This is a genomic window from Streptomyces sp. ITFR-16, from assembly GCF_031844705.1.
In the GTDB taxonomy this organism is placed as follows: Bacteria; Actinomycetota; Actinomycetes; order Streptomycetales; family Streptomycetaceae; genus Streptomyces.
This window is the reverse complement of the sequence record NZ_CP134609.1, coordinates 4,213,072-4,235,058: the sequence shown is the minus strand read 5'-3', so window position 1 is coordinate 4,235,058 and position 21,987 is coordinate 4,213,072. Positions and strand designations below refer to the sequence as shown.

General features: G+C 70.4%; 15 protein-coding genes and 1 CRISPR repeat array. Of the genes, 5 read left to right on the top strand and 10 right to left on the bottom strand.

Annotated elements, in window-relative coordinates; genetic code table 11:
- Positions 1-112: 112 nt before the first annotated feature.
- From cas2e to casA, 7 genes are all read right to left on the bottom strand, one after another.
- Positions 113-460 carry a type I-E CRISPR-associated endoribonuclease Cas2e gene (gene cas2e / locus RLT58_RS18690; protein ID WP_311311520.1) on the bottom strand — a complete coding sequence of 116 codons (348 nt, stop codon included), beginning with the start codon at positions 458-460 and terminating at the stop codon, positions 113-115.
- Positions 457-1,416, bottom strand: a complete 960-nt coding sequence (cas1e, locus tag RLT58_RS18685; protein ID WP_311311519.1) for a type I-E CRISPR-associated endonuclease Cas1e — start codon at positions 1,414-1,416, stop codon at positions 457-459. Before cas1e ends, cas2e begins: the two co-directional genes overlap by 4 nt.
- 9 nt (positions 1,417-1,425) lie before the next feature.
- On the bottom strand, positions 1,426-2,136 hold the full coding sequence (gene cas6e, locus RLT58_RS18680) for a type I-E CRISPR-associated protein Cas6/Cse3/CasE (RefSeq protein WP_311311518.1): 711 nt from the start codon (positions 2,134-2,136) through the stop codon (positions 1,426-1,428).
- 1 nt (position 2,137) lies between these two features.
- On the bottom strand, positions 2,138-2,890 hold the full coding sequence (gene cas5e, locus RLT58_RS18675) for a type I-E CRISPR-associated protein Cas5/CasD (RefSeq protein ID WP_311311517.1): 753 nt from the start codon (positions 2,888-2,890) through the stop codon (positions 2,138-2,140).
- Positions 2,891-4,111, bottom strand: a complete 1,221-nt coding sequence (gene cas7e, locus RLT58_RS18670) for a type I-E CRISPR-associated protein Cas7/Cse4/CasC (protein WP_311311516.1) — start codon at positions 4,109-4,111, stop codon at positions 2,891-2,893.
- A gap of 67 nt (positions 4,112-4,178) precedes the next feature.
- Positions 4,179-4,829, bottom strand: coding sequence for a type I-E CRISPR-associated protein Cse2/CasB (gene casB / locus RLT58_RS18665; protein ID WP_311311515.1), 651 nt, complete (start codon positions 4,827-4,829; stop codon positions 4,179-4,181).
- On the bottom strand, positions 4,826-9,430 hold the full coding sequence (gene casA, locus RLT58_RS18660) for a type I-E CRISPR-associated protein Cse1/CasA (RefSeq protein WP_311311514.1): 4,605 nt from the start codon (positions 9,428-9,430) through the stop codon (positions 4,826-4,828). Before casA ends, casB begins: the two co-directional genes overlap by 4 nt.
- A gap of 878 nt (positions 9,431-10,308) precedes the next feature.
- Between casA and RLT58_RS18655 the strand changes: the two genes are divergently transcribed.
- From RLT58_RS18655 to RLT58_RS18645, 3 genes are all read left to right on the top strand, one after another.
- The gene (locus RLT58_RS18655; RefSeq protein ID WP_311311513.1) at positions 10,309-10,503 is read left to right on the top strand and encodes a hypothetical protein; all 195 of its coding nucleotides are present in this window, start codon (positions 10,309-10,311) and stop codon (positions 10,501-10,503) included.
- A gap of 380 nt (positions 10,504-10,883) precedes the next feature.
- Positions 10,884-13,054: direct repeats of the CRISPR family, unit length 28 nt; unit sequence GGTTCACCCCCGCACGCGCGGGGAGCAG.
- A gap of 440 nt (positions 13,055-13,494) precedes the next feature.
- Positions 13,495-13,965, top strand: coding sequence for a cation:proton antiporter regulatory subunit (locus RLT58_RS18650; RefSeq protein ID WP_311311512.1), 471 nt, complete (start codon positions 13,495-13,497; stop codon positions 13,963-13,965).
- Between the two features lie 2 nt (positions 13,966-13,967).
- Positions 13,968-15,206, top strand: coding sequence for a cation:proton antiporter (locus RLT58_RS18645; RefSeq protein ID WP_311311511.1), 1,239 nt, complete (start codon positions 13,968-13,970; stop codon positions 15,204-15,206).
- Between the two features lie 41 nt (positions 15,207-15,247).
- Here the strand turns inward: RLT58_RS18645 and RLT58_RS18640 are convergent, their stop codons facing one another.
- The 3 genes from RLT58_RS18640 to RLT58_RS18630 all read right to left on the bottom strand — a co-directional run bounded on the left by RLT58_RS18640 (position 15,248) and on the right by RLT58_RS18630 (position 18,597).
- Positions 15,248-15,763, bottom strand: coding sequence for a MarR family winged helix-turn-helix transcriptional regulator (locus RLT58_RS18640; RefSeq protein WP_311311510.1), 516 nt, complete (start codon positions 15,761-15,763; stop codon positions 15,248-15,250).
- Between the two features lie 51 nt (positions 15,764-15,814).
- Positions 15,815-17,359 carry an MFS transporter gene (locus RLT58_RS18635; RefSeq protein WP_311311509.1) on the bottom strand — a complete coding sequence of 515 codons (1,545 nt, stop codon included), beginning with the start codon at positions 17,357-17,359 and terminating at the stop codon, positions 15,815-15,817.
- Between the two features lie 152 nt (positions 17,360-17,511).
- A complete protein-coding gene (locus tag RLT58_RS18630; RefSeq protein ID WP_311311508.1) occupies positions 17,512-18,597 on the bottom strand; it encodes a PucR family transcriptional regulator in 1,086 nt (361 codons plus the stop codon).
- A gap of 303 nt (positions 18,598-18,900) precedes the next feature.
- Between RLT58_RS18630 and RLT58_RS18625 the strand changes: the two genes are divergently transcribed.
- The gene (locus tag RLT58_RS18625; RefSeq protein WP_311311507.1) at positions 18,901-19,563 is read left to right on the top strand and encodes a hypothetical protein; all 663 of its coding nucleotides are present in this window, start codon (positions 18,901-18,903) and stop codon (positions 19,561-19,563) included.
- A 132-nt stretch (positions 19,564-19,695) separates the two neighbouring features.
- Positions 19,696-21,810: a flotillin family protein gene (locus tag RLT58_RS18620; protein ID WP_311311506.1), complete on the top strand. Its 2,115-nt coding sequence runs from the start codon at positions 19,696-19,698 to the stop codon at positions 21,808-21,810.
- Positions 21,811-21,987 lie beyond the last annotated feature (177 nt).

Sequence of the window (21,987 nt, the reverse complement as noted above, 5' to 3'; positions counted from 1 at the left end):
TTCCTGGGGGGTCCCGCGTGCACGGGGAGCAGGCCGCACGACCTGCGGCTTCATGCAGTGAGCCGGCGGCATTCGAGCAGCTTCAGCGAGTCGGGCAACTCACCGCATGCCCTCACCGCCCACCGAACCGCCGCCGCTTCGCGGCCTTGCTCCAGCCTTTTGCCGGTGGTCCGCCTACTGCCGCTCGGGCATTCGGGCGGAAGATCAACGTGAGGCCTTCGTGGTCCACCGGGTGCCACTTGTGGTCGTGCGTCTCGAACGCGTAGCCCTGCTCGCTGTTGTCGCTGTACGCCAAGAGGGCCCGGCCCTGACCGGCGTACTGGCGGACCTCCGTCCACAGCGCCTGGCGCACCCGTGCGGACGGGCCGCCGATGAAGACACCCGGAGAGATCTCCAGAAGCCACCGGGTGAGAAATCCGCGCAAGGCCACCGGACAGTTGGTGAGGACGATGACCGTCACCAGATGATTCCCTCGTCGTAATTCCGCCCGGCGCCCAGCTCCGCGCCGCGATCCGACTGCACCATCACCCGGTCGCGAGAGTCCTCGTCGGCGCCACCGATCCCGCCGCCCGCCTTGAGCAGCTCCTTGATGTCGCTCACCACACGGTCCAACAGCCCGAGCCGGTTGACCGCGTCCCGCAGCGCCCGGCGGGTGCGGGAGCCGATGTCCTCAGGGCCCCCGGCCGCCGCGTCGAAGGCGACCGGGATCCCGATCTCGGTCTTGTAGAGGTCCGCGATGTCCAGCACGAACGACAGCTCGTGGCCGGAGTGGACGAAGCCGAGGCCCGGCGCGCAGCCGAGGGCGGCCACGACCGCGTGAGCGATGCCGTACATGCATTGGGCTGCCGCCGTGATCGCCTGATTCGGTGCGTCGCCGGACGCGAAGTCGCCCGGTGTGTAGTGCCGCCCGTGCCACGGGACACCCGTACGGGCCGCCTCCTTGCGATAACAAGCCTTGACACGCGTGCCCTCGCGTCCGAGCAGTTCATGGCGGGTCAGCCCTGCCGGGTCCTCGTCCGGGAACCGGAGCCGGTACATGTCCCGAGCCACCGCGAGACGGGTCCGTTGGTTCGCCCAGGCCGTGGCCTGGGCCTCGACCAGTGCGGAGGAGCGGGTCAACGCGCGCCCGCCCGCGTAGAAGCGCACGCCATGTTCGCCCACCCAGACCACACCCGCACCGCATTCACCGAGAACACTCATCGCCTGATGCGTGATACGCGTGCCAGGACCGAGAAGGAGGGTCCCGATGGTGGCCGACGGGATGTGCCGCGTACCCTCCGCGTCCTCGGCGGTGATTGCATGTGCGTCCCGGTGCACCACACACCGTTCCAGATAGACGAAGGACAGCCGGTCCCCGACCCTGCTGAGCTCACGGGGGCTGGAAAGCCTGCGCGCTCCGATCGACGGAGAAGTCATGGCCCGCACTCACCTCCCGGGAGCAAGCGTCATCAGCCCACACCCGTACGCCTTCGCCTTGCCCAGCCCGGACACCAGCTTCCGACGGAAGACGTCGGGGTCAGTCACCCGGAGTCGGCCCTGGTACGTCACCGCCGTGATGCGCACGGCGTTCCTGCTCTCCGACAGAGCGCGGCCCTTGTTGAACGACAGGCTCCGGGCCCCGCCCACGATCAGCTCGAGCTCGTCGCCTCGCTCCAGCCGTCGCTTCTCCACAGCCTTCTCCACGACAGCGAATCCGCCGGACTCCTGCTGCTTGAGCAGCCATTCGATCTGGTGGCGGGGCGTCACATGCGCCGTCCGCTTCGTCGGCTCCCCTTCCTTGCGTCGAATGCTGTGCACAGGATTGGCCGTCAACCGGAATGCCCAGGTGCTGTCGGCGGTGAGGCCGGCCAGAAAGCTGCCGTAGTCGTACGTCGACCAGCCCTGGACTTCCGACGTCGGCCAGCCCGCCTGTTCCACCAGGTGCGTCAGGTCCGGCCTGGCGGGGCCGGCGACGTACAGCACCACCTCGGCGGAGGAGTCCCGGTCGAGCCGCCACAGGACACGCGGGCCGCCATCGGGGCTGGGCGGCGTTTCGGGGAATGACGACATCACCGCCGCGTGGAGCCGCTGCGGCGAGGCCAGCAGCCGTCGGGCGCCGGTCCTCGCTGCGTTGAGACGAAAGCGCGTGAGATACATGTCAGGCACCGTCCCTGTTCAGCCGGGTGAGGTGTTGCACCGCATCGTGAGGCGGAAGGGCTGTCCGTCGCCCCGCCTGCGCGGCCAGCGGGTTCGGCAGCGTCACCGTCCGCGCCACCACTCCGCGCAGCCCGTACCTCCGGTGCCGGGGGTCGAAACTGAGCGGCTGGTCCCGCAGCGCGTCCGCGGGCTCCCCCGCTGAGTCGTCGCCCGGCACGGCTTCGAGAAGCAGCGTCAGATCGACTGTCGGGTCGTTGCGCCGCCGGTTCTGGTACCAGTCGGACGCCCGCCACTCCTGGCCCTCCAGGGTCTCCGCCAGAGCGGCTCCCTCGTGGAGGATCGGGTCGATGTCACGGCCGGGCGGGCAGGACCTCCTTCCCAGAAACGGCAGGAACACCGGGGCACGGACCGCGTCGCGCACCTGCGCGAGCAGGCCTCGGTCCCCCTCCAGCCCAGCGAGGAATACGGCATCCGCCACATAGAACCGCTCCGAAACCGGCATCGATTTGCCCGAATCATCATGGTGGGCGGTCTGAAAGTCCCGGATCCGCGTGCCTGGCTGGTCGATGCGCACGCCGAAGCGCAGCCCGGCCAGGTCGGAAACGTCCTCGTCCCGGCGCCGTCCGAGCGCTGCCGCCACAAGACCCACCACTCCGCTCTTGGTGGGCGCCGGCTCCGTCGTACGGCGGGCGAACCGGGCCGCCGACCCCCAGGCCTGAAGCGGTCCGGCAAGCTGGAGAGTCAGAACGCTCATTCACACGCCGCCCATACGGTCCCCGACGGCAGCGCCGACCGCCTCGACCAGTTGGGAGAGCGTGACCTCGAGACCGAGGCCGGACAACGCGTCGGTGGCCGGGCCGACACGTACCACCCAGGTACTCGTGTCCTTGTCCGCGCCGTACGCCCCCTCCACGCCGGGCACGAACGAGGCGAGCGCCCGGCAGGCCCCCTCCACATGACCGCCGGCACCCGTCGCGACAACGGGCGTCTCGAAGGCTCCTACGAAGCTGATCGGCCGGGACGTACGCAGCTTCACCACGACCGCGTCGGGAAGCGTGTGGTTCCCGAAGGTGTTGATCTTTCCGGTGGGCAGAGAGGTGATGAATCCCTCCAGGAATGCCTCGACCGCCCGCCTGACCGGAGTGGTTCCGGGCTTCTCGTCGTCCAGCCCTGAGCCCAGGTTGTCTCGCAGATGGTCCACGTCGAGCGCGGCGTAGCGGTACAGCGTGCTCGAGTTGAAGTCGACGACACCGATCATCCCCGCCCCGGACTCATCGGCGGCGTTCCGGTCGTCCACCGCGGTGAAGTAGTCCGATTCGGTCTCCACCGCGTGCACGCCGATTGCGTGGGCGACCTGAGCGGCGGCATCCACATTGATGTCGGCGGTGTCCGCGACCATCCTGCCGAAGAGCGCGATGTCCACGGAATGGGCACTGTTGGCCAGGGCCCGGGCCCGATCCTTCCTCGGCTTGGCCTTGAAGTACTCCTTGGCGTCGTCCCCCGACCGCAGTCCCTCCAGAGCCAGGGCGGCGAGGCTGTCGATCTGGCGGGCACTCAGGAACAGGAGATACGAGGACTCCGGGGCGGGCGCGGGCGCCTCCTCCCCGTTCCTGACGGCGTCCTTGGCTGCGGTCTCCTTCCGCTTGGGCGCCTCGATCTTCGATCCCGTCGCCGCGAAGACGGCCTGCGCGGCGAACGCGAGGACGTTCTCCCGCTGGTCCTTGAGCGTCCCGTCCTCGGCGACCATGCGCTCGGCCAGCGCCTCGGCGACCTTCCGTGTCCGCACTCCCAGCTCCTGGGGGTCCAGGAGCTCCCGGAAGGCCTGCCGAGTGGCCCGTTTCCACGCCTGGCTGGAGACGCGCGAGCGCCGTACGCCCCCGTACACGGCGGTCTTCGGTGATCCTGTGTCGTCCCGGTTCAAGTTGCTCGGCGGGACGGTCTGGAGGATGTGCACATCAAGGATGGTCCGGCTCACGAAAGGTCCTTGTCGGTGGATGCGGAGGCCCCGGCTCTGAGGCACTCGGACGGCGCGAGGGGCACTTCTACCCCTTCTCCTCGTCGGACTTGACCGGCCCGTACGAGTGGAAACTGCGGCCCCAGGCGCGGTGCACCTCGGCCCGGCCCCCAGGGCGCTGCCACTGGTGAAGCTGGGAGGCGAGCAACCCGTAGTCCAGGCCGATGTCGTCACGACGGAGCAGCAGCACCAGCTCCCGCAGCCGGGTGCCGAGCGCGTCGACGGAGGTCGCCATGCCCGCACGGACGAAGCGTTTGCGGATGGGTTCGTCGATCGCGGCGTCGGGCATCAGCCGCCGGACCGCGGCGCCCAGTCCGGGGCCGTTTCTGACGTGCATGTTCGCTGCGTGATGCCCCTGTTGGTGCAACGCCCACAGCGTGACGGCCATGTGGACCGCGTTCTCCGCGCGGCCGGCCTCCTCCTCATTCCACCCTCGCTCGTACAGTGCTTCGGCGCCGATGAGTCCCCAGAGATCCGGGTTCTCGCCGGCCGGCCTGCCCGCCCCTCGCCTGATGCGGGCCACCGAGGAGACGGCTTCGGAGCGGTCGGCGCGATAGCCGGCCTGGAGGTACGAAATACGGGAATCCACTGATCGGTTGACCAGTGCCATGGCCGCCAGGGGTGCTGCCGCGTCGCGCGCCGATGCCGGCGAGCCGCCCCCTTGCCGCACGACGCTCATGCCTTCTCCTTCACGACATCCCTCTCGTCCGTCGATGCGCCGTCGCGCGGAGCCGGCAAGGGGACTGCCCGGGGCAGCGCCTTCCTCAGCCGAATCCGGAACCACTTCTCGGCGCTTGTGTCGTCGAACCACTGCGGCCCCTGCCCCAGGTCGATCACCCGGCCCTCCCACGCGGTGGTGGTGACGGAATCCAGGAGTTCCCGGCCCAGCTCCCTGATGACGCGGTACGCCTGCGCCTGCCAGGCCCATCGCTCGCGCGCGGGGTCGTCGCTCTCACCCAGGTGCCGGAGCCAGAGCCGGTACGGGCCGTCCAGCTCGCCGTACGCCCGTTCGCGAGCGTCGAGCCGACGGGCCTCGGGATCGGAGCCGGCCGCGCGGGCGAGGTCGCCCGCGAGGTCGCCCAGGGCCCTTGCCGCGAGGTCCGCGTCCCCCACCGCGTCGATGGCCGCCCGGCCGTACCGCTCGTCTTGGGCGTGCAGAAGGACGACCGGCATCGTGACACCGTCGTCGATCAGCTCGTCGATCACCGACTGCTGGGTTCCGTATCGTGCGCCGACGATGCGCGTCCTGAGGAGAAAGCCCCGGGGAAGGGCTTGCTCGTAGACCAACCGCGCCATCCAGGACAGCAGGCCCGGCCTGAGAGTTGCCGCCGGTTTCCCGCTCTGTGCCCCGCCCCGCGCCGGCACGTCCTGCAGCAGACTGGCAAGGCCGCGCCAGGCCCCACGCGTGGGGTCGTGCTCGCGCGGCATGTAGACCTGCGGCAACCCGTGCTTCTTCTCCTGCGCCTCGCTGTGCCGCCAGCCCGTCATGGGCTCCACCGGCTGCTTGTTCCTGGGCACCAGAGGGTCTCCGTACCCCAGCGCGACGCCGTACACGCCCGTGTCGTCGTGGTGGAGAAGCACTCTCCGCGACTGCCAGGTGTAGAGATCCCGGGGTCCGGTCGGCCGTGCGGCGAGGTTCAGGGCCGAGTCCGCTCCCGGCCCGAGCGGTTCGCGCCGCCAGGCCGGGGTGTCGCCGTCCCTGAACCTGAGCGTGTTGTTGTCGGGTGCGACAAGATTCAGCAGCAGTGTTTCGCGAAGATTCGCGCCCTCTGCCACCACGCCGCCCAAGTTGCCTGCCCAGCCGACTCCTTGGGGATATACTCTGCCGCCCTTGACCCGGTCGTCGCCCACCATTCCGGACTTGATGCCCGACGTGTCGAATGCGTGCGTGTGGACGAGCCATCTGGCCGCCTCGGCGAAGCCGAGACGGCCGGCGCCGGGCACCCGCATGCTGAAGAAGGGAGCGCCATTGGGCACGTCGGCCACGATGCGGTTCAGCGAGGAGATCTCCTGCTTCTCCGTGTGCAATCCGGCGACCTGGAAGAAGGGCGTCTGCGGATGGAGGAGGTCGAATCGCGCACGATGCCGCTCCAGATAGGCCGGTACGGCCTCGAACGCGTCCTCGCTCTCCCACAACTCCGCCCAGTCATCCACGTCCTCCGGCCCGTCCACCGCATCGTGCAGGATCGCCAACAACAGTCTGAGCAGGGCGAATTCCTGTGTCGGTACATCGCCGACCAGACGGCGGACGGTCGTCGCCCGGGAGAAGACATCCAGCAGCGAGAGCTCATCAGCCGTACCGTCGGTCCTCTGCACCGGCAACCACGGTCGGGACACGAGATCGAATGACGGCACGTGTTCCACCAGCCTTACATCACGGGCACCGGGTCGTCCCACCCTGAGGCCCTCGGCCTTGCTGTACTCGATTTCATAGCCTGCCAGGTGGGTCTGACAGTGCTCGTCGAGAGCAAGAATCAGCTCCCCCGCAAGCCACGGGCACTCCTTCACCTGCCATGCGGGAATCAGCAATTCCTCAAGCTCCGCGATGGAACGGTCGAGGACCCACGGCTTCGAGAAATGGAAAGGCAGACGCATCGAACTTTCGGCAAGCGCCTTGGCCGCCCGGGAGGGAGGAATCGCGTCGGTGGGCAGGGCCAGCCCACCGCGCCCACGATCCAGCCATGGCACGGTCGTCAGCGAACCGTCCGGCTGCCGCTGTACGACGAGGACCTCCAGGCTCTCCTCACTGTCCCTGACCTGGGCGCGGCCCACCCGGGAGTCATCGGCGTCACCCACGCCCGCCTCGACCCAGCCGATCACCGGGCGCCCGGGCTTGCGGACCCGGTCCAGGCGATGGACCTCGGCTCCGGCCTGTTGCTCCGCTCGGTGCGTCCGGTGCGCCAGGTCGGCGGCGGCCATCGCGTCCGACCAGTTCTCGGGCCCGATCGGCTCGTCCCCGTACGCCGTCTGGACAAGTGCGTGGATGTCCTGCGGAAGACCCAGCGTGCGGCCTGAGCCGTCCAGGTAAGGGCGGAGCACGGCGAGCGACCGCAGCAGGTTGTGCAGGCCGTAGACCCGTTCCGACCCGCGGACAGGTTCAGGGACCGGCACGGCCTTCCAGTCGACGCCTGTGACCAGGCACCGTGCCCGACGGACCGCTGCCGGTCTGTTCCTCTGCCCCGGGCCCCGCTGGTGGCGGTGGAGGCGCCCCAGCCGCTGGAGCATCAGATCCACGGGACAGAGATCCGTGACCAGAAGATCGAAATCCACGTCCAGGGACTGCTCGGCGACCTGGCTCGCCACGACGATGTGCGGAACCGTGCCGCTCGGCCGGTCGCCGTCCGGCCCGAAGAGCCTCAGCAGCTCCGCGTCCCGCGCGGCTCGGTCGAGATCCATGAACCGGGAGTGCGCGACAGTGACGTTCTCCCTGCCGAAGCGCTCGCCCAGTCGTTCCGCCGTCTCCAGCACCCTGTCGACGGTGTTCCGTACGACAAGGGCGCAGCCACCGCCGGCCAGGGCGTCGGCCAGCGTGTCGCCGAGCAGGGACACATCGTCGTCGAGCGGTACGAGGTCGATGTCCGTACCGCGGTCGACGGCGGCGGGGGGTGCCTCGGTGCCCGGGACATGTCCAGGGCAGACCGCGGTCAGAAGTGGATAGTCCGTCAACTGGTCCGACGCCGCGCTCTCCTCCGCCGAGGTGCCCGCGTACGCCTGGATCAGTTCCCTGCGGGTGCCGGCCGGGAGGGTGGCGGAGAGCATGACCACCGGCACCCCGTAGCTGCCCAACCAGCTCAGCACCCGTTCGAGGTAGACGTTCATATAGGCGTCGTAGGCATGGACTTCGTCAATGACGACGACTTTTCCCGCCAGGGCGAGGTGGCGCAGCGCCAGGTGCCGGCTCTTGAGCCCGGCGAACAGCAGTTGGTCGATCGTCCCCACCGCGAAGGAGGAGAGCATGCCCTTCTTGCGGCCCCGGAGCCATTGGTGGGCGACGTACTCCGCGGAACCCGGCCTTCCGTCCTGCGACGGCTTTCGCACGTCATCGGGACCGTCCACATCCACGGACCGGACGACGCTTGCCCCGCCGGGACGTATCAGCCCTGCGTATTCGTCGTTCAGTGCCGCCTTGGCATGTGCGAGAAAGACTGAATGGCGCCCCGTGCCCGGCAGGTGTTCCAGCCACTTCAGAAGCCGGGGGAACATCGCATTGCCCGTCGCGCGCGTGGGCAGTGCGACAAAGCATCCACCGGCTCCGCTCCGGGCCGCGAAGATCTCCGCCACCGCGAGGGCGGCTTCGGTCTTGCCTTCACCCATCGGCGCCTCGATCACCATCAGCCCCGGCTCGGGCAAGGCCCGCGCCAGCCGCACGGCTGCTTCCTGCACGGGGCGCACCGCTGCCCCGGCCGGCAGATCGAACCGTGTCCGGTACAGATCGTCCACCGTCCCGTCCGGCTCCTCCGGCTCCCACGGACCCGGCAGGTCGAGCGCCGTCCACGCGGCACTGATCCGTTCGTCGGGCGTACGGGGGATGTCCTCGGGGAAGTACGGAAAGAGGTCCGAGCTGCTCGCGATCCAGTCGGCCGTGATGACGAGGGCCGTCAGCAGGACCTGCACGGTCTGTGGCAGCTTCACCGACTTCCAGTCGTGAAGCCGGCTCCGCGTGCCGTACGTCTCGGCACAGACATCGAGCAGTTCGGTCTGCACGCCGCGCCAGCGCTCCTCACTGACCCCCGGCGTGCGGAGCAACTCGGGGTGACGATCGAGGTCGTGGATCTGCGTGTACCCGGGCGGCACCCCATGGTGCCCACCGATGACCACGGCGAACTGCCCGGCGGATCTCCTCGGCCACCCGTGACGCTCCATGAGCCATTCCTCCATGAGGAGTTGGCCCGCGAGTCCGTGCGGCGCCATGCGCCGGTCCTCACCCCACTGATGCTGATGAGGCATGTCGAGCCCGGCCTCACGCATGCCCTGCGCAAGCCCGTCCACCTGGCACGCGAATGCGGGGGTCGCCTTGCCGATGTCATGAGTCGCCGCGAGCCAGACGACAAGCCGACGGGCGTCGTCCGGCCCGGGCAGCGCGTCCGCGATCTGCTGCCGGATGAGGCGAGGAACCCACTGATCCCAGAGCAGCCCGGCAACAGCCGCACTGTCGGACATGTGCTGCCAGAGCGGCACCCACCCCTCGGCCGCACGGTCGTGCTTGGCCCAGACCGCGAGAGCGGACGCCGTCAGCTTCGAGTGAGGAAGCGGTTGGGGGCAGCGGCGGGGATGGGTCATGTAGCTATTGAACCCAGGCGGCTTCTTCCGTGTGTCGACTCACCTGAATTCATGTCATGTAGGGGGGATTTCGGGTATGGGGCGAAGCCCGGAGGGGTGAAGGATCAGGGACTACAGGTCCTGCACCGGATGTCCGTAACCGCATGCGGGCCCCGCAACCGAGCCCTGCGGCAGTCTTGCCGGTCAGCATCGGTCAACGGCTACGACGTGGTCGGTAGAGATCCCTGGGCGCACCGCAGGAAGCCTATGGCGCGCTGATGTCAGCCGGTCAGGACTTCGTTGTGCACCAAGCGTGTGTGGCCGTCGATCGACGAAGCGGATATCGACGCACCAGAGCACCAGTTTGCGCATCTTGCCCCGTTTGGTCACCCTGTGCTGGCTCTGGATGCCGGCCAGCCCATGTCCATCGTAGGAATATTCGTAGCAGCGTATCGGTCTACCGGTCAGGCACAGCAAGGCCGAGCGCTGCCACTACACCGTGCTCGACATCCGGGCAGGCGCGGGGCGCGTTACCCCGAACGGCGAACCCGGCACTCCCGCGAGGGACCGGTTCGGCCTACGACGGAGCCTGTAGTCGCGCCTGGACACAGCACATCGAGTCTTCCCAACACGGCGCCTTCCAGCTTTCACCCGACGCTTCACATTGGCGCTGGTGAGCGCCCTGCTCATTCGAATCAACTGCAGCGGTGCCTGGTAAGTCGATCTTTCACAGCAACAAGGAGGCAGCACCTTGCCCACTCATCGATGCGATTCATGTGCGAGCCTCATCTGGCCTCCTCCACAAGGGGCTTGGCGGCGTCCTGAGTCGTATCCACTCGCCAGGAGCGTCACGTCGTCAAACAGCCTGCCTACCAGGCCCTAACGGAACGGATCTGTTCATGTCGATAACCCTTGCTCCAAGCGATGAGCGGCTGGATCTCGACTCAAGCTTCTGCGGCGCGACCTTAATGACAGCCGTCTGCGCCGGCGCCGGCTCGGCATCGGACCTGGACGCAGGCATCCGCGTCGTGGTCGTCATCATCGTGCTCGTCGCCATGGGACGAGCACTGTGGAATCGCCGTACGTCGCACTGACGCTCCGGGCTCTCACAAGGGGCGCGCGAAGAGGAGGAGAGACCGAAGAACCGGTCGCTCCTCCTCAAGATCGGCCCCATCGAGCCCGTGACCCAAAGCACGACCTGCGCCGGTTCCGGAGCATCCAAGGTGCCGCAACAGTGGCTCCACCGACTCCGAAAACGGCAGCACTATCAGCACCCCTCAACGGGTCATGCAGGTTCATCCCCGCATGCGCGGGGAGCAGAAGCGATGAAGCACGTCCCACGCACCTCTGCAGGGATCATCCCCGCACGCGCGGGGAGCAGGAGCACAGATACTGCATCACTATCCACGCCAGGGGCTCACCGTCGCGGGCGCGGGGAGCAGATTATCTGTTGTCGGCCCTCCATGTTGCCGACAGGTTCACCCCCTCACACGCGGGAAGCAGGCCTACGGGGCGACTTCGTACCTCACGACGGTGGGTTCACCCCCGCACGCGCGGGGAGCAGACCACCACGAAGGTCGACCTCACCGCCACATGGGGTTCACCCCCGCACGCGCGGGGAGCAGCTCGGTGGCGGTCGATGGCGCGGGCCAGGTCGGGGTTCACCCCCGCACGCGCGGGGAGCAGGTGGGTCAGCTCAGGGGCGGGAGACCCGAGTCGGGTTCACCCCCGCACGCGCGGGGAGCAGCTGTCCGTCCGGCGGCCCCGGTTGCGTCATTGGGGTTCACCCCCGCACGCGCGGGGAGCAGGAGACCAAGCAGGAGGACGACATGGCCACCCCGGGTTCACCCCCGCACGCGCGGGGAGCAGGGCCCGCGCGAATTGCCCGAGGCCCAGGGCGCGGGTTCACCCCCGCACGCGCGGGGAGCAGTCGGCCTGGTCCCAGTACCACCAGGCAGTGCCGGGTTCACCCCCGCACGCGCGGGGAGCAGCAGCCCACGGAGATCGGGCTGTACCTGCGGGCGGGTTCACCCCCGCACGCGCGGGGAGCAGACCCGGACTCGTCGTCCTTGAGAACGTGCCGGGGGTTCACCCCCGCACGCGCGGGGAGCAGGTACGTCTGCGCCGGCAACGCCCCAAGGTGCCGGGTTCACCCCCGCACGCGCGGGGAGCAGCAACGACCACCAAACACGTTCGCCGACGCTGCGGGTTCACCCCCGCACGCGCGGGGAGCAGGTGCCCTCCCCGGACCCGGTGCCGATGACGACGGGTTCACCCCCGCACGCGCGGGGAGCAGCGTGGTTCGGGGGTCCTTCAGGGCGACGCTCTCGGTTCACCCCCGCACGCGCGGGGAGCAGGGCGCCGCCCTTGGCGAACATCGCCGTGGACTTCTCGGCGGGTTCACCCCCGCACGCGCGGGGAGCAGGAACCCCCGGTCACCCCGCTCACCTTCGCTCGGGGTTCACCCCCGCACGCGCGGGGAGCAGTGACCGTGGAACACGCCGCCGCGGATGCCGTGGGGTTCACCCCCGCACGCGCGGGGAGCAGGAACCGTCTCACCGCCGGTGTTGAGACGGGCGGGGTTCACCCCCGCACGCGCGGGGAGCAGGATCTGGGTGGTTTCGCAGCGCAGGCACTCGTAGGTTCACCCCCGCACGCGCGGGGAGCAGGACGGGTCGACGCGCGATGTCGACGTGCCGCCGGGTTCACCCCCGCACGCGCGGGGAGCAGGAGACGATCCGCGAGCAGTCGCACCTGATCCAGGGTTCACCCCCGCACGCGCGGGGAGCAGACGGAGCGGATCACCGCCTACACGCAGCAGCTGGGTTCACCCCCGCACGCGCGGGGAGCAGCACCCGTACTCCACCAGCGTGTTTTCGCCGGTGGGTTCACCCCCGCACGCGCGGGGAGCAGTCAATTGACGGTCTAATTGTAGCTAATTGCGGGGGTTCACCCCCGCACGCGCGGGGAGCAGCCCGTGCCGTTTCCCTATTGCACGTGCAAGACGGGTTCACCCCCGCACGCGCGGGGAGCAGTCCTGCTCTGCGAGCCAGTACCGCTTCACCTGGGGTTCACCCCCGCACGCGCGGGGAGCAGACGCCTGGGACGAAGTGCCGTCGCGCCTTCTCGGGTTCACCCCCGCACGCGCGGGGAGCAGCGGGACAGGTTCCCATCAAGGGCAACCAGCAGGGGTTCACCCCCGCACGCGCGGGGAGCAGTCCTGGAGAACGTCAGCGAGACTGGCCGGGATCGGTTCACCCCCGCACGCGCGGGGAGCAGATCACCGGCCGTATCCGGCAGGCATCTGTGTACGGTTCACCCCCGCACGCGCGGGGAGCAGGACGTTGGCCGCGGTCGTGATGACCTTGAGCGGGGTTCACCCCCGCACGCGCGGGGAGCAGCGCCCTCGATGCCGGCCGCGAGCGCCTGCGCGGGGTTCACCCCCGCACGCGCGGGGAGCAGTCCCTGACGGACCGTCAGGGAGCGGGGTGGAATGGTTCACCCCCGCACGCGCGGGGAGCAGTCAACATCACCCGAGATTCAACAGGAAATACAGGGTTCACCCCCGCACGCGCGGGGAGCAGCTGCACCGCTCAGGCCACCCCACGGAATGCGGGGGTTCACCCCCGCACGCGCGGGGAGCAGACTGCGTGACCTGGGGTTTTATGTAGCCGTCTCGCAGTTCTCGAGCAACTTCATAGAATCCGACACATCCGGCAAACCGCACAAAACCTGCCCCCACCATCTCGCCCCGAACCCTCCGCAGGAGCATCCGGCTCGCTCCCCGGCAGCCCCCCGAGCACAAGCTACGCCCGACAGCGCCGCAACGCCTGGGCCTCGGTCAGCTCCAGGGGCCGGAGTCGGCGGCTGCAAGTCGCGAAAGGTCACCGCAGGGCCCAGGCCGCCGATGCGGATCGTTGGGTTCGGGGGGGGCGGCGGGAAAGTGGCGCGGGTTCCGGCGGGGGCCGTGTGTGGAGGCCCACCCGTCGTATCCCCGGGTTCGGGCGGAGCGTCCGGATAAGGTAATGCGGAGCTAAAGAGATCACCAAGCGTGTCCGCGCGCACCGCGCCCTCGGGAGGACGTCATGGGAACCCACCGCACCACGCTGCCCGGAGTAGGCGTGCAGTACGACTACACGACCGAGTCGGGGCAGCACATTTCCGTCGTCGTGCACCACGACGGCCGGCGGTTCATCGGGTTCTACGACCAGGACGATCCCGATTCGTGCCGGTTGTCCGTACCCCTGACTCCACAGGAGGCGACCGGGCTCGCGCATCTCATCGACGCGGCGCCCATCGACGCGGTGCGGACCGAGGGGATCGATCTGGTGACCGAGCACATACCGCTGGGGGCCCGGTCGCCGTACGGCGGGCGGCTGCTCGGGGACACGAAGGCGCGGACGCGGACGGGGGCCTCGATCGTGGCCGTGCTGCGGACCCACAGCGCGCATCCGTCGCCGGGGCCGGACTTCCGGCTGGCCATCGGGGACACGCTCGTCGCCGTCGGTACGCGGGAGGGCGTGGACACGCTCTCCGAGATCATTGCGGAGGGCTGACCGTGCACGACACGACCGCACTGCTGGTGGAGTTCGGCTCCGTCATTCTGGGACTCGGCATCATCGGCCGGTTCGCCGGCCGAATAGGCCTCTCGTCGATCCCGCTCTATCTGCTGGCCGGGCTCGCCTTCGGCGACGGCGGGCTGCTGCCGCTCGGTGCCAGTGAGGAGTTCACCGCCGTCGGCGCCGAGATCGGCGTCATCCTGCTGCTGCTCCTGCTCGGGCTCGAGTACAGCGCCTCCGAACTCGTCACCAGTCTCAAGACCCAGTACCCGTCCGGCGCCGTGGACTTCGTCCTCAACGCGACCCCGGGTGCCGTCGCCGCCCTGCTGCTGGGCTGGGGGCCCGTGGGGGCCGTCGCGCTGGCCGGGGTCACCTGGATCTCGTCGTCCGGCGTGATCGCCAAGGTCCTCGCGGACCTGGGCCGCCTCGGCAACCGGGAGACGCCCGTCATCCTCGGTGTCCTGGTCATCGAGGACCTCTCGATGGCCGTCTACCTGCCGCTGCTCACCGCGATGCTCGCGGGCGTCGGCCTCGCCGGAGGCAGCATCGCGCTGCTCGTCGCCCTCGGCACCGTCGGCCTGGTGCTCTATCTCGCGCTGCGGCACGGCCGGCTGATCAGCCGGGCCGTCTCCTCCGACAACCCCGAACTGCTGCTGCTCGTCGTGCTCGGGCTGACCGTCCTGGTCGCCGGGGTCGCCCAGCAGCTCCAGGTGTCGGCCGCCGTCGGCGCGTTCCTCGTCGGCATCGCGCTCTCCGGCGAGGTCGCGGAGGGCGCGCGCAAGCTGCTGACCCCGCTGCGGGACCTCTTCGCCGCGATCTTCTTCGTGTTCTTCGGGCTCTCCACCAACCCCGCGGACATCCCGCCGGTGCTGCTGCCGGCCGCGCTGCTGGCCGTCGTCACCGTCTTCACCAAGATCGCCACCGGCTGGTACGCGGCCCGGCGGGCCGGTATCGGACCGCGCGGGCGCTGGCGGGCGGGCGGCACGCTCGTGGCCCGCGGCGAGTTCTCCATCGTCATCGCCGGACTGGCCGTGGCGACCGAGCCCCGCATCGGCCCCATCGCCACTGCGTACGTCCTGATCCTGGTCATCGTCGGCCCGCTCACCGCGCGCTGGACCCAGCCGGCCGTGGCGCGGATCCAGAAGTGGCGCGGCGGCGGCGAGGGCCCGGCCGCCGGGGACGGTGCGGCGATCCCCGCCGCCCGGGTGCCTCAGGAGGCGGCCTCCTCCTCGGACTGACCCGGAGCCCGGGGCCCGGGGCCCAGGCGGGCGTACGCGGCTCAGGGGGTGGCGTCCGCGCCGCCCCCGGGCCCGCCCGGCGGCCCCCCGGCCGCGGCGGTGAACGCCGTCAGCGCCTCGATCAGCGCGGTGCGCTGCTCCGGGGCGAGGCGTTCCACGATGGTGGCCACCTCCCGGCGGCGGCCCGCCGTGACGTCCTCGACCAGCCGCAGCCCGGCCGGGGTCACCCGCAGCGAGGTCTCCCGGCGGTTGACCGGGTTGACCTGGCGCTCGGCCAGACCGGCCACGATCAGCCGGTCCAGCATCCGCATCGCGGTCGACGGGTTCACCCCGAGCCGCTCGGCGAGCGTGACCAGCTTGGCGTCGCCGTGCGTGGCGAGCACCGCGAGCAGCCGGAACTGCGGCAGCGTCACCCGGTCCTCGACCGCCGCCAGGCACCGGGCGGAGACGGCCGCCAGCAGCTTCGACGCGGTCAGCACCGCGTGCGTCACCGCCTCGACGTCGTCCCGGTCCGGGGCGGCGGAGCCTTCCCCGGCTGTTTGTCCGTGCGCGGTCATGCCTCTTTGTACCGCGCCCCGGGGCCGTACTCGAATCGGAGGGGAACCCGCCTAGGCCCGCACCGGTTCCGCTTCCTCCACCGGATGGGGGTGGGGGGCGCCCCGCCGGTACAGGAGCAGCGTGACCAGCAGTCCGAGGGCGAAGAAGCCCGCCGACCACCAGTACGCCGTGGAGTAGCTCTCCAGCTGGGCCTGGGCGACGGCGGACGGGGTCGGCCTGCGGCCCACCAGGTAGCTGGTGGCGGCGCTGGTGGCCAGGGTGTTCAGCAGCGCCGTACCGATGGAGCCGCCGACCTGCTGGCTGGTGTTGACCATCGCCGATGCCACCCCGGCGTCCCGTGCGCCCACCCCGGCGGTGGCCAGGTTCATCGCGGTGGCGAAGACCATGCCGAGGCCGAGGCCCAGGCAGAGCAGCGGTGGCAGCACATGGGCCGGGTAGCTGCTGTTCAGGTCCAGCGTGGTCAGCCACGCCATGGCGGCGGCCGCGATGCCCATGCCGAGCGGCACGATCGGTTTGGCGCCGAACCGGGGCACCAGCGCATTGGTCGTCGTCACGGACGTCACGATCATGACGGCGACCATCGGCAGGAAGGCCAGCCCGGTGGAGACCGGCGAGTAGAACAGGCTCTTCTGCAGGTAGTACGTGAGAAACAGGAAAACGCCGAACATCCCGCCGCCGGAGATGAACATCGCCAGGAACGACGCCGCGCGGTCCCGGTCCAGGACCACCCGCATCGGCAGCAGCGGATGCGCCGCCCGGGTCTGCCACCAGGCGAACGCCGCCAGGAGCACCGCGCCGGCCGCCAGGAATCCCCAGACGTCGGCCGAACTCCACGGATGCGTCTCGGCCCGGGAGAACCCGAACACGATGCAGAAGAGCCCGGCCGAGACCAGCACGGTCCCCGGGATGTCGAGCTTCGGGCGGTCGGCCGGCGCGCCTGCGGTGAGCAGCCGCCAGCCGCCGACGAAGGCGGCGAACGCGAACAGCAGGTTCACGTACAGGCACCAGCGCCAGTCCAGGTACTCCGTGAGCACCCCGCCCAGCAGCAGCCCCACCGCGCCGCCCGCGCCGGCGATGGCCCCGTAGATCCCGAAGGCCTCCGCCCGCTCCTTCGGGACGGTGAACGTCGTGGTGAGCAGGGAGAGCGCGGCCGGCGCCAGCAGCGCGCCGAACAGGCCCTGGAGCGCGCGGGCCAGCACCAGGATCTCGAAGCTCGGGGCGGCGCCGCCGATCGCGGAGGCGACCGCGAAGCCGACCAGGCCGATCAGAAACACCACCCGCCGGCCGACCAGGTCGGCGATACGGCCGCCGAGCAGCAGCAGCGAGCCGAAGGCGAGGGCGTACGCCGTCACGATCCACTGGCGGTTGCCGTCGCTGAAGCCGAGGTCCTGCTGGGCGGAGGGCAGCGCGATGTTCACGATCGTCGCGTCGAGCACCACCATCAGCTGGGCCAGCCCGATCACCCCGAGCACCCACCACCGGTGGGACGGGCCGCGCTCCTGTTCCGGCCGGTTCCGGGACGCCGTCCCGACGGCCCCACCGCTCTGTTGTCCGTCCTCGGCCGATTCCCCGGGCTGACGTGCATGACGGGCCATGGTGCGGATCTCCCTCGCTGCGCACACCACCGAAATCCCCCGGTTGATCACGCTAGGCGGAGGTCGGCATCCCCGCATGCGGAGAGCGTCGGGGATGGGCGGGAGGGGGGTGATCCTGCCGGAACCCGGCAGCATGCGCAGACGGCGGGCGGTCAGATCTCCTTGGCGGGCCAGTCCAGCAGCCTCGCCCCGATCACCGCGGTCTGGAGGGTGTAGCGGTGCATCGGGTCGGTCGGGTCGGATCCGGTGAGCTGGTGGATGCGCTCCAGGCGGTACGTCAGGGCGCGCACGCTCAGCGTCAGCCTGCGGGCCGTCTCGGCGGCGACACAGCCCGCGTCGAAGTAGACGGAGAGCGTCTTGAGCAGCGGCTCCGCGCCGCCCCTGGCCTCCTGGAGCGGGCCGAGCTCGCTGCGCACCAGATCGGCCATCGCCTGCCGGTCCCGGGTCAGTACGGGATAGACCAGCAGGTCGGAGGCGTACAGCACGGGGTCGTCCAGCCCCATCCGGTCCGCCAGGTCCAGCGCGTCCAGGGCCTCGTCGTAGGACTGGACCACCCCGCCGGGGCCCCGGTGGGCGCGGCCGACCGCCACCCGGCCGCCGTCCGTCGCCGCGTGCGCCTGCTTGGCGAAGTACCGCAGGACGTCGGGCTGGCTGCCGGGCGCGATGCAGACCAGCCGGCCGTCCTTCGTGGTGAGCAGGATCTTGCGGCCGCTGAACCGGGCCAGCAGCGCCGACTCCACCTGGCGCGGCACCGCGTCCGTCTCCGTGTACGCCTCCGGGCCCGCCGCCACCGCGACGGCGTGGGCGCGCGAGAGCCGCAGCCCGAACCGGGTGGCGCGCTCGGCGAGGCGGCCCAGATCGCTGCGCCCGTACAGCAGGTCGTCGATGAACTCCCGGCGGGCGGCCTCCTCGCGCCGGACGGTGAGGCGCTGCGCCCGCTCGAAGCCGTCGGCGAAGGCGTCGACCGCCTGCTCCATGGCGGCCAGCACGCTGTCCGCCGCCGCGGCGGTGGTGGCCGCCGTGGCGCCGGGGGCGGCGGCCGGCCAGGTGGCCCGGGTCTCGGCCAGATGCATGCGGACCAGGGCGCGCAGCTGGTGTCCGGCCTCGGCCGCCTGCCGGCCGAAGGCGCGGCGGGTGTCCAGTTCCTCCCGGGTGAGCCGGCGGCCCGTCCCGGCGGCGTCACGCAGGATGTCGGCGTACCCCTCCAGAAAGCTGTCGGGAATCTCCGGTTCCGCCACGTGCCGCCTCCACTCCTGATCCGCCTCGTCATGTGCACAACGCACAGGGGCCGGTGCCGGTGCCCGGCATGGTGTGCCGAAAAACGTTGCCGGAGTCCGGCAATGCGACGCTCCGTCTCCGGATGACACGATCCTGTCAGCACCGACCGGGGGACCACGGGGGAACCGCGGGGGTGCACGGGGGACGGGGGAAGGCCCGGCTGCCACGGCACCGCCCTGGGCGATGCCGTGGCACCGGGGTCATCAACCGGGCCGCGCGAGGCGCCGGCAGGGCTGTCGGCAGAACGGCAGGGGGGCGGACCGATGCGGGAATTCCTGGACGCGACACTGTCCTTCCCGGCCGTACTCTTCGCGGCGGCGCTGGTCGTCGTCATCGCCTTCTGGCTGCTCGTCCTGGTCGGCGCGGCCGACCACCACTCCTTCGACGCGGACCTCGACACCGATGTCGCCGGCATCGGCGGCGTCCCGGTCACCGTCTCGGTCTCCGTCATGATCGTCGTCGGCTGGTTCACCGCCCTGACCGGTTCGGTCCTGGTGCACCGCAGCGGCGTCACCGGCACCGCACGGGCCGCGCTCGCCTTCGGGGTCCTCGCGGGGGCCCTGCTGATCGCCTGGGCCGTGGTGCGACTGCTCGTCCACCACTTCCGCCGCTTCTTCCCGGACCAGCCTCCTCCATCGCGGCAGGACTTCCTGGGCCGGGTCTGCACGATCCGCACCGGTTCGGTCGGCACGGACTTCGGCCAGGCCGAGGTCACCGCGGCCGACGGGTCCAGCGCGATCGTCCAGGTGCGCCAGCTGCCGCCCGCCGACACGGAGTTCACCGCGGGGAGTTCGGCACTGCTGTACGCGTACGACGACACGGGTGAGTTCTTCTGGGTCGCGCCCTACGACAAGGCGCTCGACCCGGGCCCGGCCCCTGCCGCGCCGGCTCCGCGCCGCCGTCCGGCTCCCGGCCGCAGCGCCTGAGCGTCCGCCCGCTCCCGTACCCGCTTCCGCACCGGTCCGGGCCGCTTCACACCCGCTCCGGGTGTGCGCCGGTCCGCGCGCCGCCGCACCCTCACCTCTCCTTTTCCGTACCACCAGCCGCCAAGGACTGTCATGGATGCCATCTCCTTGGGCCTCGGCCTGCTCGTCGCCGTGGTCCTGCTCATCGCCGTCGCCCTGCTTCTGATCGTCACCCGGCTCTTCCGCAAGGTGGAACAGGGCAAGGCCCTGATCATCTCCAAGACCAAGAAGGTCGATGTCACCTTCACCGGTGCCGTCGTCCTGCCGGTGCTGCACAAGGCCGAGTCCATGGACATCTCGGTGAAGACCATCGAGATCCGCCGGACCGGGCGCGAGGGCCTGATCTGCCAGGACAACATCCGCGCCGACATCCACATCACGTTCTTCGTCCGGGTCAACAAGACCGTCGAGGACGTCATCAAGGTCGCCCAGGCGATCGGCACCGAGCGGGCCAGCGACAAGATCGCCATCCAGGAGTTCTTCGCCGCGAAGTTCTCCGAGGCGCTCAAGACCGTCGGAAAGCAGCTGGACTTCGTCGACCTGTACACCAAGCGCGAGGAGTTCCGGGACCGGATCATCCGGGTCATCGGGACCGACCTCAACGGCTACCACCTCGACGACGCCGCGATCGACTTCCTCGAGCAGACCCCGATGGTCCAGCTCGACGGCGCCAACATCCTCGACGCCCAGGGCATCCGCAAGATCACCGAGCTGACGGCGATCGAGCACGTGCGGACCAACGAGTTCCAGCGCACCGAGCAGAAGGAGATCACCCGGCAGGACGTCGACGCCCGGGAGACCATCCTGGAGCTGGAGCGCCGGCAGGCCGAGGCCGAGATCAAGCAGCGCCGCGAGGTCGAGACACTGCGGGCCCGCGAAGAGGCCGCGACCGCCCGGGTGCAGGAGGAGGAGCGGCTCGGGGCCCAGGCCGCGTTCATCAGGACGGAGGAGCAGCTGGGCATCCAGCGGGAGAACCAGGCCCGTGAGATCGCCGTAGCGCAGAAGAACCGCGAGCGGGTCATCGCCGTGGAGAACGAGCGCATCGAGAAGGACCGGATGCTGGAGGTCATCGGGCGCGAGCGGCAGACCGAGCTGGACCGGATCGCCGCGACGAAGGAGGTCGAGGCCGAGCGCCGCGAGGTCGCCGATGTGATCCGGGAGCGGATCGCGGTGGACCGTACGGTCGCCGAGCAGGAGGAGTCCATCAAGACGCTGCGGTCGGTCGAGGAGTCCGAGCGCACCCGCAAGTCGGTCATCATCGCGGCCGAGGCGGAGGCCCAGGAGCAGCTGGTCAAGGACATCAAGGCGGCGGAGGCGGCCGAGGCCGCGGCCACCCACCGGGCGGCCGAGCAGCTCACGCTCGCCGAGGCCCGGCTGAAGACCGCGGACCTCGACGCCAGGGCGAAGCTGCGGCTGGCCGAAGGCGTCCAGGCGGAGTCGGCGGCGCCCGGCCTCGCGGACGTGCAGGTACGGGACGCGGCGGCCGAGGTCATCGAGAAGACCGGTCTGGCCGAGGCGCAGGCGACGTCCGCGCGGCTGAAGGCGGAGGCGGAGGGCGCACGGCTCAAGGCCCTCGCCACGGCCGAGGGCACACAGGCCCAGGCGACGGCCGACGCGGCGGTGATCGGCGAGAAGCTGAAGGCCGAGGCGGCGGGGCTCACGGACAAGGCGGCCGCGATGGCCGCGCTGGACGACGCCTCGCGCGGACACGAGGAGTACCGGCTGCGGCTGGAGGCGGAGAAGGAGATCCGGCTCGCCGGGCTGGATGTGCAGCGCCAAGTCGCCGAGGCGCAGGCGACGGTGCTGGCCACGGGGCTGGAGAACGCCGACATCGACATCGTCGGCGGGGAGTCGGTCTTCTTCGACCGGCTGGTCTCGTCCATCTCGATGGGCAAGAGCCTGGACGGCTTCGTGGAGAACTCCGGCACGGCGAAGGCGCTGGCCGGGCCGTGGCTGGACGGGTCCTCGTCCTTCACCGACGACCTGACGCGGGTGCTGGGGTCGGTGTCGACGGGTGATGTGCAGAACCTGACGGTATCGGCGCTGCTGATGCGGATGATGGCTTCGCCGGGGGCGGGGGCGGACCAGGTCCGCCAGTTGCTGGACCACGCGCGGTCGCTGGGGCTCGCGGATGTGCCCGTGACCCAGCTCGCGGGGTCGGCGCCGTCATCGCCGGCGCCGTCGCGCAACGGTACGCCGGTGGCCTAGGGCGTGTCGTCGAACTGGTGCCGTTGCCCGAAGGGCGGCCGGGCGGCGTCAGGTGCTTCCCCAAGCTCCCGGATTCGCTCGACCAGGGGAGACCCCACTCCTCGGCGTGCCGGCCCCGGATCCCTGCACTGGACGTACCGGGGCCCGGGGGCGGTGCGGCGAGAGTGCGTGCATGGC

What these genes read in the sequence shown, in the direction of transcription:
- cas1e (WP_311311519.1), bottom strand. Translation starts at nt 1,416, where the DNA reads ATGACTTCTCCGTCGATCGGAGCGCGCAGGCTTTCCAGCCCCCGTGAG.
- cas6e (WP_311311518.1), bottom strand. Translation starts at nt 2,136, where the DNA reads ATGTATCTCACGCGCTTTCGTCTCAACGCAGCGAGGACCGGCGCCCGA.
- cas5e (WP_311311517.1), bottom strand. Translation starts at nt 2,890, where the DNA reads ATGAGCGTTCTGACTCTCCAGCTTGCCGGACCGCTTCAGGCCTGGGGG.
- casB (WP_311311515.1), bottom strand. Translation starts at nt 4,829, where the DNA reads ATGAGCGTCGTGCGGCAAGGGGGCGGCTCGCCGGCATCGGCGCGCGAC.
- casA (WP_311311514.1), bottom strand. Translation starts at nt 9,430, where the DNA reads ATGACCCATCCCCGCCGCTGCCCCCAACCGCTTCCTCACTCGAAGCTG.
- RLT58_RS18655 (WP_311311513.1), top strand. Translation starts at nt 10,309, where the DNA reads ATGTCGATAACCCTTGCTCCAAGCGATGAGCGGCTGGATCTCGACTCA.
- RLT58_RS18650 (WP_311311512.1), top strand. Translation starts at nt 13,495, where the DNA reads ATGGGAACCCACCGCACCACGCTGCCCGGAGTAGGCGTGCAGTACGAC.
- RLT58_RS18640 (WP_311311510.1), bottom strand. Translation starts at nt 15,763, where the DNA reads ATGACCGCGCACGGACAAACAGCCGGGGAAGGCTCCGCCGCCCCGGAC.
- RLT58_RS18635 (WP_311311509.1), bottom strand. Translation starts at nt 17,359, where the DNA reads ATGGCCCGTCATGCACGTCAGCCCGGGGAATCGGCCGAGGACGGACAA.
- RLT58_RS18625 (WP_311311507.1), top strand. Translation starts at nt 18,901, where the DNA reads ATGCGGGAATTCCTGGACGCGACACTGTCCTTCCCGGCCGTACTCTTC.
- RLT58_RS18620 (WP_311311506.1), top strand. Translation starts at nt 19,696, where the DNA reads ATGGATGCCATCTCCTTGGGCCTCGGCCTGCTCGTCGCCGTGGTCCTG.